Source organism: Allobosea sp. TBD101 (assembly GCF_059817965.1).
Genome location: NZ_CM187543.1, coordinates 4,300,862 through 4,314,459 on the forward strand (window position 1 = coordinate 4,300,862; position 13,598 = coordinate 4,314,459).

Annotated in this window: 9 protein-coding genes; 3 read left to right on the forward strand and 6 right to left on the reverse strand. The window is 67.3% G+C overall.

The genetic code is table 11. The features are described 5' to 3' along the window. Positions 1-6: 6 nt before the first annotated feature. On the forward strand, positions 7-1,113 hold the full coding sequence (locus AC6RIC_RS21005) for a serine hydrolase domain-containing protein (RefSeq protein WP_499733767.1): 1,107 nt from the start codon (positions 7-9) through the stop codon (positions 1,111-1,113). A gap of 12 nt (positions 1,114-1,125) precedes the next feature. On the opposite strand, the gene AC6RIC_RS21010 is transcribed toward AC6RIC_RS21005, so the two are convergent. After that, positions 1,126-1,620 (reverse strand): peptide deformylase, encoded by a 495-nt coding sequence (locus AC6RIC_RS21010; RefSeq protein ID WP_499733768.1) that lies wholly within the window; start codon positions 1,618-1,620, stop codon positions 1,126-1,128. Positions 1,621-1,699: 79 nt separating this feature from the next. Beyond that, positions 1,700-2,473: an SDR family oxidoreductase gene (locus tag AC6RIC_RS21015; protein WP_499733769.1), complete on the reverse strand. Its 774-nt coding sequence runs from the start codon at positions 2,471-2,473 to the stop codon at positions 1,700-1,702. Between the two features lie 115 nt (positions 2,474-2,588). Between AC6RIC_RS21015 and AC6RIC_RS21020 the strand changes: the two genes are divergently transcribed. Then, positions 2,589-3,491, forward strand: coding sequence for a LysR family transcriptional regulator (locus tag AC6RIC_RS21020; protein ID WP_499733770.1), 903 nt, complete (start codon positions 2,589-2,591; stop codon positions 3,489-3,491). Between the two features lie 10 nt (positions 3,492-3,501). On the opposite strand, the gene AC6RIC_RS21025 is transcribed toward AC6RIC_RS21020, so the two are convergent. The 4 genes from AC6RIC_RS21025 to AC6RIC_RS21040 form a co-directional block, all read right to left on the reverse strand. Further along, on the reverse strand, positions 3,502-5,703 hold the full coding sequence (locus AC6RIC_RS21025) for a 3-hydroxyacyl-CoA dehydrogenase NAD-binding domain-containing protein (protein ID WP_499733771.1): 2,202 nt from the start codon (positions 5,701-5,703) through the stop codon (positions 3,502-3,504). 157 nt (positions 5,704-5,860) lie between these two features. Continuing rightward, positions 5,861-7,069 carry an acetyl-CoA C-acetyltransferase gene (locus AC6RIC_RS21030; RefSeq protein ID WP_499733772.1) on the reverse strand — a complete coding sequence of 403 codons (1,209 nt, stop codon included), beginning with the start codon at positions 7,067-7,069 and terminating at the stop codon, positions 5,861-5,863. Between the two features lie 219 nt (positions 7,070-7,288). Further along, a complete protein-coding gene (locus AC6RIC_RS21035; RefSeq protein ID WP_499733773.1) occupies positions 7,289-9,076 on the reverse strand; it encodes an acyl-CoA dehydrogenase C-terminal domain-containing protein in 1,788 nt (595 codons plus the stop codon). A gap of 212 nt (positions 9,077-9,288) precedes the next feature. Further along, positions 9,289-9,747, reverse strand: a complete 459-nt coding sequence (locus tag AC6RIC_RS21040; protein WP_454657965.1) for a MerR family transcriptional regulator — start codon at positions 9,745-9,747, stop codon at positions 9,289-9,291. 355 nt (positions 9,748-10,102) lie between these two features. Between AC6RIC_RS21040 and AC6RIC_RS21045 the strand changes: the two genes are divergently transcribed. After that, entirely contained in the window at positions 10,103-13,438 is a 3,336-nt protein-coding gene (locus AC6RIC_RS21045) for a hypothetical protein (protein WP_499733774.1), read from the forward strand. Positions 13,439-13,598: the final 160 nt, after the last annotated feature.

Sequence of the window (13,598 nt, forward strand, 5' to 3'; positions counted from 1 at the left end):
TTGGACATGGATCGACGCACGTTCCTTGCCGGTGCGAGCGCGGCCCTCGTGGCGCGCTCGGCCGCGGCGCAAGCGCCGGCTCGCCAATGGCAATCCCTGTCTCTCACCGAGGCGGGCTTCAAACCCGATGCGAGCGAGCGCCTTGAGAAAGCCTTCGCCGACGGCGAACTGAAGGGGCTTCATGGGCTGGTCGTGCTCCGGCACGGCAAGATCGCGATGGAGCACTACTTCACCGGTCCGGACGAGATCTGGGGCGACAGCCGTGGCACCGTCGCCTTCAACGCCGACGAGCTCCACGATCTCCGCTCGGTCTCGAAGAGCATCGTCGGGCTGATCTACGGCATCGCGCTCGGCGAGGGACACGTTCCGAAGCCGGACGCGCCGGTGCTGGCGAGCTTCCCGGATTATCGCGATCTCGCTGCCGATGCGGACCGGCAGCGCATCAAGATCGAGCATGTGCTGACCATGAGCATGGGCCTCGCCTGGGACGAGAGCCTGCCCTACACCGATCCGCGCAACAGCGAGATCGCGATGGAGCGGGCGGCCGATCGTTACCGCTTCATCCTCGAGCAGCCGATTACCCGCCCGCCCGGCGAGGCCTGGACCTATAGCGGCGGCGCCACGGCCCTGCTGGGCCACCTCGTCGCCAAGGGCTCCGGCCAGCGCCTCGGCGCCTATGCTTCGAGCCGCCTGTTCGCGCCGCTCGGAATCGGCAATTTCGTCTGGACGAACGGCATGGATGGGAAGGAGGAAGCCGCGGCCTCGGGCCTGCGCCTGCGTCCGCGCGACCTTGCCGCGATCGGGCAGCTTCTGCTCGACAAGGGCAGCCATGGCGGCCGGCAGATCATACCGGCCGACTGGGTGGAGCAGGCCCTCACCCAGCGCGCGCAGCGACAGGACGGGACCGGCTACGGCTATCAATGGTATCTCGGCCGCGACCGTGCCGGAAATGCCTGGTACGGCGCCGAAGGCAATGGCGGGCAACGCCTCATCATCGCGCCCAAGCAGCAGATCGTCATCGCCGTGACGGCGGGGAACTACAATCTCCCCGGCAATTCGCGGCTGCCGCTGCGCGTGGCGAGCGAGTTCGTCTTCGGCGCCCTCGCCCAATAGGCGGCGTGCCGTTCAGACGCGCCGGAGCTTGTTGTAGCGGGCGATCAGCCTGTCGCGCTTGAGCCGCGACAGGCGGTCGATCCAGAAGACGCCGTCGAGCTGGTCGATCTCGTGCTGATGGCAGACAGCCAGCAGGCCGTTCGCCTCCTCGACATGCTCCACCCCGTCGAGATCGTGGTAGCGCACCCGGACATGGGCGTGGCGCTCCAGTTCGTCGGTGACGCCCGGCATCGAGACGCTGCCCTCGACATGGCGGATGGTCTCCCGCGAGACGCCGTCCAGCACCGGATTGGCATAGGTCCGGACGTCGCCGGGCGTCAGCTCCAGCACGACCAGCCGCAGCGACACACCGACATGCGGCGCGGTGATGCCGATGCCGGGCGCGCCGCGCATCGTGTCGAGCAGATCGGCCGCAAGCTCGCGCAGATCGGCGTCGAAGCGCATGACGGGCGCCGCCGCCACGCGCAGACGCGGATCGGGAAAACTCAGGATCGGACGTGGAGGCATACGTAGGCTCGGTCTTCGCTATCCCTGTTCGGTTCCCGCTTCCTAACGGAACACGGGTCCCGACCCCAGCGCGGCATTCTCACTTCGTCGTGTAGCCGCCATTCACCAGGATGGTCTGGCCCGTCATCCACCAGCCATCGGAGACAAGGAAGCGGACCCAGGGGACGATATCCTCGATGTCGGTCAGTCCGGTCTTCGAAAAGGGCGAGAGTGCCGCCGCCGTCTTATGATAGGCGACCGCATCGGCGCCTTCGGCGGGATAGAAGAACGGCGTATCCATCGGGCCGGGGCCGATCGCGGTGACCGAGATGCCGCGGGCGCCGAATTCCTTGGAGGCGGCGCGGGTGTAATGCTCGACCGGGGCCTTGGTGCCGGCATAGCTGGCATAGAACGGCGTGTAGGCACCGAGCAGCGAGGTCACCAGCGTGCAGACCTTGCCGTTGTCGCTGACATGCTTCCCGGCCTCCTTGAGGAAGAAGAACGCCGTCTTCGAATTGACCGCGCTCATCTCGTCGAACTCGGCCTCGCTGATTTCGACCATCGGCTTCTTCAGCACCTTGCCGACCGTGTTGACCGCAATGTCGATCGAGCCCATCGCCGCCTTGGCGTCGGTAAAGAGCTTCTCCATCGCAGCCGCCGAGGTCAGGTCAGCCTGGAAGGCATGGGCCGCCGCACCGGCAGCCTTGATCGCCGCGAGGGTCTGCTCGGCCTCGGCCTTGGCCGGAGCACTGTTGTAGTGGATGGCGACGGCCTTCGCGCCCTGCACCGCCAGGTCCTTCGCCAGCAGACCGCCGAGATTCTTGGCGCCACCGGCGATCAGGACCGTCTTACCCTTGATGCCGTGATCGGCCATCGCATGCTCCTGTTCGCTGCAATCGATGGCCACAACATATCGTCCCGAAATCGGCCATAAAGATTTTGATCAGGACATCACTGGTCAAGAATCGCGAACAATATGGAGCGCCGATTTGGACCGCATCGACCTCTTCCGCATCTATGCCCGCGTCGTCGAATGCGAGAGTTTCACCCAGGCTGCCAAGGCGCTCGGACTGCCGCGTTCCTCGGTCTCGGCGGCGGTCGCCACCCTCGAACAACGGATCGGCACGCGGCTTCTCCACCGGACGACGCGGCGGGTCTCGGCGACGCAAGATGGCGCAGCCTTCTACGAGCATTGCGCAAGGCTTGTCGCCGATGTCGAGGAAACCGAGGCGCTGTTCCGTCATGGCACGGCGAGCCCTGCCGGGCGCCTGAGGATCGATGTGCCCGGCCGGATCGGGCGCCTGATCATCGCGCCGGCCCTGCCGGATTTCCTCGCCCGCTATCCCGAGATCGATATCGACCTCAGCGTCACCGACCGGGCAAGCAACCTGATCGAGGACGGCATCGACTGCGTGCTGCGCGTCGGTCCCTTGAGCGATTCAGGACTGATCGCGCGTGCGGTCGGGGAATTGCCGCTGATCAATGTCGCAACTCCCAGCTACCTCGCCGCCCATGGCACGCCCGGACATCCCGGCGAACTCGACGGACACAAGGCCGTCAACTACGCCTCGCCGTCGACGGGGCGGATCGAACCCTGGGAATGGCTGGAGGATGGCGCGGTTTACAGCCGCGCGCTGCCCGGCCGCGTCACCGTCAACAGCGCAGAGGCGTACATCGCCTGCTGCCTCGCCGGGCTCGGGCTGATCCAGATTCCAGCCTATGATGTCGCCGAGCATCTCGCGGCGGGCGAGCTCGTCGAGGTGATGCCCCGGCACCAGGCTGCGCCGATGCCGATGACATTGCTCTATCCCCACCGCCGGCACCTGTCGCGCCGGCTGCAGGTCTTCGCGGACTGGCTCGTGGCGCTATTGCGCACGAGATTAGCGGCGTGAGCCGGAAGGCTCAGGCCACCCTCTTCTCGGCTGTGCCGTAGAAGCTCTCGCCGGTCTTGGCCATGCGCTTCAGCAGGCGGTTCGGCTTGAAGCGCTCGCCATGGGCTTTGGCCAGCTTCTCGCAAAGCTTCACGAAACCGGCCGCGCCCATATTGTCGATATAGGACAGCGTGCCGCCCGAGTAAGGCGCGAAGCCGAAGCCAATGATCGAGCCGACATCGGCCTCGCGCGGATCGGTGACGACGCCTTCCTCATAGGTCTTCGCGGCTTCGAGCGCCTGCGTCACCAGGAGGCGATGCTTCAGCTCCTCCATGTCGACGCTCTCGGGGTCGAGCCGCTTGCCGACGAGCTCGGCGAGACCCGGCCAGAGCCGCTTCGGCCCGGCTTCCGGATAATCGTAGAAGCCCTTCCTGTTCTTGCGGCCAAGGCGGCCGTGCTTCTCGACCATGTCGGCGAGCAGCTTCTCCTGCGCCGGATCGACCGCGCCCTCGCCGAGCTGGGCCTGGGTCGCCTTCAGCACCTTGTAGGCGAGATCGACCGCAACCTCGTCATTGAGCGAGAGCGGGCCGACCGGCATGCCGGCCTGCTTGCCGGCGGCCTCGATCATCGCCGGCGGCACGCCCTCCATCAGCATGAGGTGGCCTTCGCGGATGTAGTTGCCGACGCAGCGATTGGCATAAAAGCCCCTGACGTCGTTGACGACGATCGGCGTCTTCTTGATGGCGCGGACGAAGTCCAGCGCCATGGCGAGCGCCTTCTTGCCGGTCTTCTTGGCCATGATGACCTCGACCAGCAGCATCTTCTCGACCGGCGAGAAGAAATGGATGCCGATGAAATTCCTCGGCCGCTGGCTGTTCTCGGCGAGGCCGGTGATCGGCAGCGTCGAGGTGTTGGAGCCGAAGATGGTGCGAGGACCGACCACGGCCTCGACCTTGGCGATGACCTCGGCCTTGACCTTCGGGTCCTCGAAGACCGCCTCGACGATCAGGTCGCAGCCCTTGAGATCGGCATAGTCAGCCGAGGCCTTGATGCGGCCGAGCAGCGCGTCGCGGTCGGCGGTCTTGGCGCGGCCCTTCATGATCTGGTCGGAGACCAGCTTGTGCGAGTACGCCTTGCCCTTCTCAGCCGCCTCGATGTCGCGGTCGACGAGCACGACCTCAAGGCCGGCATTGGCGGTGACATAGGCGATGCCGGCGCCCATGAAGCCGGCACCGATGACGCCGACCTTCTTGAGCTTGGACGGCGGCACGTCAGCCGGGCGGCGGGCGCCCTTGTTGAGCTCCTGCATCGAGACGAAGAGCGAGCGGATCATCGAGGCCGCCTCCTTCGTCCGCAGAATTTTTGCGAAGTAGCGGCTCTCGACCTTGAGGCCGAGATCGATCGGGAGCTGCAAGCCCTCATAGACCGCGCAGAGGATGGCGCGTGCGGCCGGGTAGTTGTCGTTGGTCTCGCGGCGATAGATCGCGCTGGCCGGCGGCCAGATCTGCATGCCGGCCGGCGAATGCACCTTGTTGGAGGGCAGCTTGAAGCCCTTCTGGTCCCAGGCTTGAGTCGCCTGCGGGTTGGCCTTGAGCCAGTCCTTGGCGTTCTGGACGATGTCGGCACGCGGAGCGACGACATGGACGAGGCCGGAATTGCGCGCCGGCAATGCCTTCACCTGCTCGCCCTTGAACATCATCTGGAGCGCGTCGCCGGTCTGCATCAGGCGCGCCACGCGCTGGGTGCCGCCGGCGCCCGGAAACAGCCCGACCTTGATCTCGGGCAGGCCGACGCGGGTCGAGGCATCGTCAGAGACGACGCGGTACTGGCAGGCGAGCGAGAGCTCGAAAGCGCCGCCGAGGCAGACGCCATGGATCGCCGCGGCGAAGGGTTTCCCGCAGGTCTCGAGCTTGCGGTAGAGTTGGCTGAGCTTGCGGCTCTCGTCGAAGAAGCTCTGCATCGCGACCGCCTCGCCCTTCTCCTTGGCGAGCGTCACATAGAGATCGCGCAGGCCCTGGAGCATGGTGAGGTCGGCGCCGCCGGAGAAGCTCTCCTTGCCGGAGGTGATGACGCAGCCCTTGATGGCTTCATCGCCCGCGACCTTGTCGACGATCTGGTTGAGCTCTTCCATCACCTGCGGGGTGATGACGTTCATCGAGCGGCCCGGCATGTCCCAGGTCGCGACGGCAATGCCGTCGGCGTCGGTCTCGAAGCGGAAATTGGTGAGGTTCATGGACGTTCCCTCCGGTGGGTCGGGTCATCCCGGACGCCGCATCGCGGCGATCCGGGATCGTCATCAGGAAAAGGCAGTGTTCGGGCGTTCTCTCGTCACGCGGTCCCGTGTCTGCGCAGCGGCACTGCGTGCCGCAGCGCGCACGGGATGACGCCTGTCACACCCGCTCGATGATGGTGGCGACGCCCATGCCGACGGCGACGCAAAGCGTCACCAAAGCGGTCTGCTTGTCCTGCCGCTCCAGCTCGTCGAGCACGGTACCCAGCACCATCGCGCCGGTCGCGCCGAGTGGGTGGCCCATGGCGATGGCGCCGCCGTTGACGTTCAGGATGGCGTCGTCGATGTCGAGCGCCTGCTGGTAGCGCAGCACGACCGAGGAGAAGGCCTCGTTCAATTCGAACAGGTCGATATCCCCAATCGACATGCCGGCCTTCTTCAGCACGCGCTCGGTGACGTCGACCGGGCCGGTCAGCATCAACGCCAGGTCGGAGCCGACGGTCGCGAAGGCCTTGATGCGGGCGCGCGGCTTCAGGCCGGCCACCTTGCCGGCCTTCTTGGAGCCGACGAGCACGGCGGCCGCGCCATCGACGATGCCCGACGAATTGCCGGCATGGTGGACGTGGTTGACGAACTCGACATCCGGGTGCGCCGAGGTCGCGACGGCATCGAAGCCGCCCATCTCGCCCATCTGGACGAAGGAGGCCTTGAGCGCGGCCAGCGTCTGCATGTCGGTGCCGGGACGGATCGTCTCGTCGCGGTCGAGGATGACGAGGCCGTTGACGTCGGTGACGGGGATCACCGAGTTCTTGAAGCGGCCTTCGGTCCAGGCCTTGGCGGCGCGCTGATGCGAGCGCACCGCGAAGGCGTCGACATCGTCGCGGGAGAAGCCGTATTTGGTCGCGATAAGATCGGCCGCGACGCCCTGCGGCATGAAATAGGTGTCGATGGCGACGCTGGGGTCGACAGCGATGCCGAAGCCCGAGGCGCCCATGCCGACGCGCGACATCGACTCGACTCCACCGCCGATCGCCATCTCCTTCTGGCCGGACATGACCTGTGCCGCGGCGAGGTTCACCGCGTCGAGGCCCGAGGCGCAGAAGCGGTTGATCTGGACGCCCGGAACTTCCTTGCCGTAGCCGGCCTTGAGCGCGACGGTGCGGGCGATATCGGCGCCGGCCTCGCCGACCGGGTCTACGCAACCCATCACCACGTCCTCGACGAGGAGCGGATCGAGATCGTTGCGGTCCTTGATCGCGCGCAAGGCCTGGGTGCCGAGCTCGATCGCCGTGACTTCGTGAAGCGAGCCATCAGCCTTGCCCTTGCCGCGCGGCGTCCGGACGTGATCGTAGATGAATGCGTCTGCCATGTTGCTCCTCCCGGAGTGGCCGGTCGTTTTCGGCTCTTCACTCGGCGTCAGACTGAGCCGCTTCGAACCCAGAGTAATCGAAAGAAACGCGCCGTCATCCCGGACGGAGCGAAGCGGAGATCCGGGATCCATCGAAGGGCGCCGGAGCTCGATGATGGATCCCGGATCGCCGCCGCTTCGCGGCTTGTCCGGGATGACGGGTTCAGCTCGGAAAATCCGTCAGAACTGCTCGACGCTGAGCGCCATGGTGGTGTCCGCGCCGGAGGTGATCCGCGCCAGATGGGCTGCGGTTTCCGGCAAGGTGCGCTCCATGAAGAAGCGGGCCGTGACGAGCTTGCCACTCATGCGCTCGTCGGCACCGGCCTTGAGCTTCTCCTGCGCCGCCTTGGCCATCTTCACCCACATGTAGCCGAGCGAGACGAGACCGAGCAGATGCATGAAATCGGAGGCGCCCGCGCCGGCATTGTCTGGCTTGGCGAGGGCGTTGTTCATGAACCACATCGCCGCCTGCTGGAGATGACCGAGCGAGACCTGGAGCGGCCCGAGCAGCGGCTTCAGCGCTTCGTCCTCGGCATTCTCCTTCAGGAAGCCGCCGACCTCGTTGAAGAAGGCCATGATGCCGCGGCCGCCGTCGCGGCCGAGCTTGCGGCCGACGAGATCCATCGCCTGCACGCCATTGGCGCCCTCGTAGATCATGGCGATGCGGGCATCCCGAACGAACTGCTCGACGCCGGTCTCGGCGATGTAACCGTGGCCGCCGAACATCTGCTGCGCCTTCACCGCGTTGTCGAAGCCGACATCGGTGAGCACGCCCTTGAGCACCGGGGTCATCAGGCCGAGCTGGTCGTCGGCCGCCTGGCGCTCGGCCGCATCGCCGGAGCGATGGGCGATGTCGGACTTCAGCGCGTTCCAGAGCACGAAGGCACGGGCCGCCTCGTTGAAGGCCTTGATCGACATCAGCGTGCGGCGCACATCCGGGTGGACGATGATCGGGTCGGCCGGCTTGGCCGGCTCCTTGGCGCCGGTCAGCGCGCGGCCTTGCAGGCGCTCCTTCGCATAGGCGACAGCGTTCTGATAGGCGACCTCGGACTGGGCGAGTCCCTGGATCGCGACGCCGAGGCGAGCCTCATTCATCATCACGAACATGGCGTTGAGGCCCTTGTTCTCGGCTCCGACCAGCCAGCCCTGGGCGCCGTCATAGTTCATGACGCAGGTCGCGTTGCCGTGGATGCCCATCTTGTGCTCGATCGAGCCGCAGGACACGTGGTTGTTCTCTCCGACAGAGCCATCCCCGCTTAACTTGTTGCGCGGCACGACGAAGAGCGAAATGCCTTTCACGCCGGCCGGCGCGCCCTCGATGCGGGCGAGCACGAGGTGGACGATGTTCTCGGTGATGTCCTGCTCGCCGGCAGAGATGAAGATCTTGGTGCCGGAGATGGCGTAGGAGCCGTCACCGTTCGGCACGGCCTTGGTCTTGAGCAGGCCGAGATCGGTGCCGCAATGCGGCTCGGTCAGGTTCATGGTGCCCGACCAGGTGCCGTCGATCATCTTCGGCAGGTAGGTCTGCTTGATCTCGTCGGAGCCATGGACGTAGAGCGCGGCGATCGCGCCCATGGTCAGGCCCGGATACATGGCGAAAGCCATGTTCGCAGCCGAGGCGTATTCGTTCATCACGGCGCCGAGCGTGTAGGGCAGGCCCTGACCGCCATATTCCGGGTCCATGGCAAGGCCGATCCAGCCGCCGCCGGCATAGGCCTGATAGGCCTCCTTGAAACCCTTCGGGGTGGTCACGCTGCCGTCGGGATGGCGGGTGCAGCCTTCCTGGTCGCCGGAATAATTGATCGGCTGGAGGACTTCCTCGCAGAGCTTCGCGCCCTCGCCGAGCACGGCCTCGATCACGTCCCCAGACGCATCGGCGAAGCCCGGCAGGTTGTTGTAGCGCTCGATGTTGAAGACGTCGTTGAGCAGGAAAAGCGTGTCGTCGACGGGCGCCTTGTAGACCGGCATCGGATCCTCCCTCTCGTCGCAAAGGCGGCGCTTGAACCCTGCCGCCGCATCAAGATAGTTCATATATAAACAATTTGAGCGAAGTTGCAACTGCAACGTTGCGACTTTGTGGTCCTCGGGATGGCGGGAGCGTGACGCGGCCATAAAAAAAGCCCCGGCGGAGCCGGGGCTTTGGGGATGACGCGCTTGAGCTTGCGCCGGAAAACCGCCGCTCAGGCCTTGCCGAGCCGCGAAAGCGAGGCTTCGAGCTCGGTGATCGCGCTCTCGATCTCGGCGCGCTGGCTGCGCAGCAGCTCAAGCTGCTCGACGATCTGCTCGCGGCTGAGCTGAAGGCCGCCGACGGAGGCCGCCTTATCGCCGGCCCCGCCCTTCTTGTCCTCGTTGGCGAGCATGGCGCGGATCTCGACGAGCGTGAAACCGAGCTGCTTGCCCTTGAGGATCAGGGCGAGCCGGGCCCGGTCGCGCGCCGAATAGATGCGCGTCATCCCGGAGCGGCTCGGCGCGATAAGGCCGCGCGCTTCATAGAAGCGCAGCGTGCGCAGCGTCACGCCGAAATCGCGGGCGAGGTCGCTGATGGTGAAATCGCCGGTCTGGTCGGCGTCGGCAGAGGCGGCGGCGGAGCGGGTTTCATGAATCGAGGAACCCGCCATAGCCAAGCTTTGGCGTGACATGAAAGCTGCAATCCTTGCGATGGGATCGAATCGCCGACCTTCTGACGGCATCGACCGATACCCAAGTGATAGGCAAGGTCCTCCCGCAGCGTCAGGTAATACGTCGCCCTGGCGGGGTAAGTTACCGTTACATGCCCCGGAAAGGCGTCCTCCCATGGGGCATTCGGAGAAAATTAACGATCGGGACCCCGGTTATTAACCTGCTGTTTACCATGCCGGCCAAATGTCGGGAACGCGCATCGGCCTCGTGGCTTCGTCAACGGTATCTTCACGATCAGCCGAGGTTCGCGCGGAAGGCGACGGCATCAGGGGGCCTCGCTTGCCGCAGACAAGGTCCCCTTAGGCGAGCGAGATCATGGCCAATAGCTTGCCCTGGAGCGTGAAGGGCGTCGATCCCCGGACGCGCGATGCGGCAAAGGCGGCAGCCCGCCGGGCGGGCATGACGCTGGGCGAATGGCTCGACCACAAGATTCGCGACGAGAGCGACGTGGGCCCTGCTCCGTCCGCACCGGAGCAGCTCGACATAGCCGCGCTGTCCGAGCGGCTGGCCCGCCTGTCACAGGGCCGGACCGACACAGCGCCGCGTCAGGCCCCTCCCACCCCAGCCCCGTCACGCGAGGCTATCGACAGCCTCGTCGGCCAGGCGGCCGCGCTCGAAAGCATGACCCGCGAAGCCAATGCCCGGACCGCTGGCGCGCTGGATTCGATCACCCGCTGGATCGAGAAGACCGAGGACCGCCTGTCGTCGAGCGAGCGCGGCTCCGCCGAGCGGCAGGAGCGCGCCACCAACGTCATCGCCGACGCGATCAAGACGATGGGCGAGCGCATCGCCGAGATCGAGCGCCGCGATCTCGAGGCCCAGCAGGTCCGCGCCGAGCAGGCGCCCCGCCTCGCCTTCAGCCGCGAGGGGCTGGCCGCCGCCGTCACCGATATCCGCACGCGCCAGCGCTTCCTCGATACCGACGAGGCCGTGGCCGCCCGCCCGACTGCGGTCGCGCCCGAGCGCATCTCGGCCTTGCGCGAGGATTTGCGCGAGATCGGCTCGCGCCTCTCCTATGACGGCCGCCGCCCGCCGCAACCGCAGCGGCCTGCCGCCCCGGTGCGTGTCGACACCAGCGCCATCGAGGCCAAGATCGGTCTCCTGGCCGATCGCCTCGACCGGCTCGATCGGCGCGACCAGTTCGAACCCCTGCTCAAGCCCCTCACCCGCATCGAGGCGGAAGTCTCGCGGCTGTCGCAGGACCGGGCAGGCGAGAGCTATCAGCGCTTCCAGCTCGAAATCGCGCATCTCGCCGCCAAGGTCGATGCGCTCGCGACCCGCGGCGGCCAGGTCAGCAATCTCGACCCTGTCCGGCGCGACATCGCGGAACTGCGCGACCTGCTCGGCGCCGGCGCGCAGGACCACAAGCTCGACGACCTCTCCCAGCAGGTCGCCACGCTCGGTTTCGAGATCGGCCGGCTGCGCGACGTCCAGCCCGACATGAGCGAGTTGCGCAGCCTGGCGAGCGCGATCGACGACGTGCGCGGCGCCGTACTGTCGCAGCGCGGCGACTTCCCCGGCGCCAGCCTGCTGACGTCGCTGGGCACCCAGATCGACGCCCTCTCGCACAAGTTCGACGCGATCGCCTCCCAGAAGCTCGACGAGGCCCATGGGACGCGGCAGAGCGACTACCTCGCCAGCCGCATCGACTCGCTGCAGCAGCAGATCGAGGTCCTGGCCGAACAGGGGCCGTCGGCCGTCACCCGGCAGATCGAGGCTCTTTCCGGCCGGATCGAGAGCCTCGCGGCCTCGAGCCAACTGACCCGGATGGTCGGAGAGGGCCCGGCTTCGGTCGACCTCAACCCGATCGAGCAGATGCTGCGCCACCTCGCCGATAAGATCGACGAGGCCGGCGCGCCCGGCGCGAACGCCGAATCCTTCGATGCCCTCGAACGGCAGATCTCCGGCATCGCCAGCCGTCTCGACGAGGCGTCCGCGACCCGTTCCGCCGAAAACGGCATGGAGCGCACGCTGCAGGATCTCGTCGTGCACCTGCGCACCATGCGCGAGGAAACGGCGGCCGAACGCGCCGCTCTCACTCAGGCCGCCAGCACGGCGTCCGGCCAGGGCATCGCCGAATTGTCGAGCCTGGTCACGGGCCTGCGCGACACCCATGTCTCGTCCGACAGCCAGACGCGGAACGCGCTCGGCGCCGTCCACGGCTCGCTCGAGGCGATCATGTCGCGACTCGCGAGCCTCGAAGCCGAATTGCAGGGCGAGCGGCGCCCCCAGACGAACGGGCTGGCCGCAGCGATGCGCTCCGGGGATGGCGTCGTCCGCTCCAATCCCGTTCCGGCTCGCGACGGCTCGAACATCTCGCTCGGCGCCGCCGCGCAGGACCGCTTCGGCGCTCCGGCAAGCGAGCCCGCCCGCACCGAGCCGACCTTGCCGGCGAGCACGGCCTTCGACATCCCGCTGGAGCCCGGCTCCGGACGCCCGCGCCCCGAGACTGCGATCGGCGGTGCGCAGGACCCGCAATCGGTCCGCCAGAGCCTGATCGCCGCCGCGCGGCGCTCGGCCAAGGCCGCGAGCGAAGCCGCCGCCGCGACGCCCTCGCCCGCCGTGGAGCCGTCGGCGAAGAGCCCCGGCCGCCTCAAGGAGATTCTGGAGAAGCGCAAGCGCCCCCTGTTGCTCGGCCTCGCCGCGCTGATCCTCGCCATGGGCACCGCACATCTCGTGACGACCCAGTTGCGCGGCGGCGGCGCCAAGACCGCCAACAGCGAAGCGCGCAGCCTGATCACGCCGCCCGCCGCCCAGCCCGAGGCACCGGCCGCGCCGGCACAGGCTCCCGCCAAGGACCAGTCCTCGGCGCTGCCCACCGCCCCGCAGGATGCGCAGCCCCCCGCCAGCAACGCCGCGCCCGAGCGATCCATCACCGCTTCGGCCGCGCCCGCCACTCCGGCAGCCACTGAAGCGGCTCCGCCGGCACCGGCCGAGCAGACCCAGCTCGTCACCGGGATCGGCGACCTGCCGGCCGGGTTCGGCAGTGCCGGCCTGCGCAAGGCGGCTCAGGACGGCGATGCCCGTGCCGTCTACGAGCTGGCGACCAAGGCCGCCGACGGCCCGGCCAACCAGCGCGACCCGAAGCTGGCGCTGCGCCTGTTCGAGCGTGCGGCGGTCGCCGGCCTCGCGCCTGCCCAGTTCCGCGTCGGCAACATGTTCGAGAAGGGCATCGGCACGCAGCGCGACCTGTCGCTCGCCCGGATCTGGTACCAACGCGCCGCCGAGCGCGGCAACGCCAAGGCCATGCATAACCTCGCGGTGCTCCATGCCGAAGGCGCTTCCGGCAAGCCGGACTATGCCATGGCCACCGAATGGTTCCGCCGCGCCGCCGAGCTCGGCGTCCGCGACAGCCAGTACAATCTCGCCGTTCTGCTCGGACGCGGCCTCGGCGCCCCGACCGATCTCGCCCAGTCCTTCCTCTGGTTCTCGGTCGCGGCCGGCCAGGGCGACGAGGATGCCGGCCGCAAGCGCGACGAGGTGGCCCAGCGCCTGAAGCCGGAGGACCTCGCCGCGGCCAAGGGGCTGGCGGCGAGCTGGAAGCCCAAGACGCTCGACGCCGCCTCGAACGAGGTGACGCCACCCGCCAAGGGCTGGGACCCCCAGCCGACCGCAGCGGCGCCGAAGCCCGGCAAACCGTCCCGGACCTGAGCCGCGTTGCGCAACGTCATGCTTTCGACGTGTTGACGCGGCAGGAAGAACGATCGTTTCCTGAGGCGGGCCGGAAGCGGCCCGCCTTTTCCTTTCGGAAATTCGTCTTAACCCGGACAGCGTAGTCTGGGACCCATCAGGCGCAGGTCCATGTCCATGC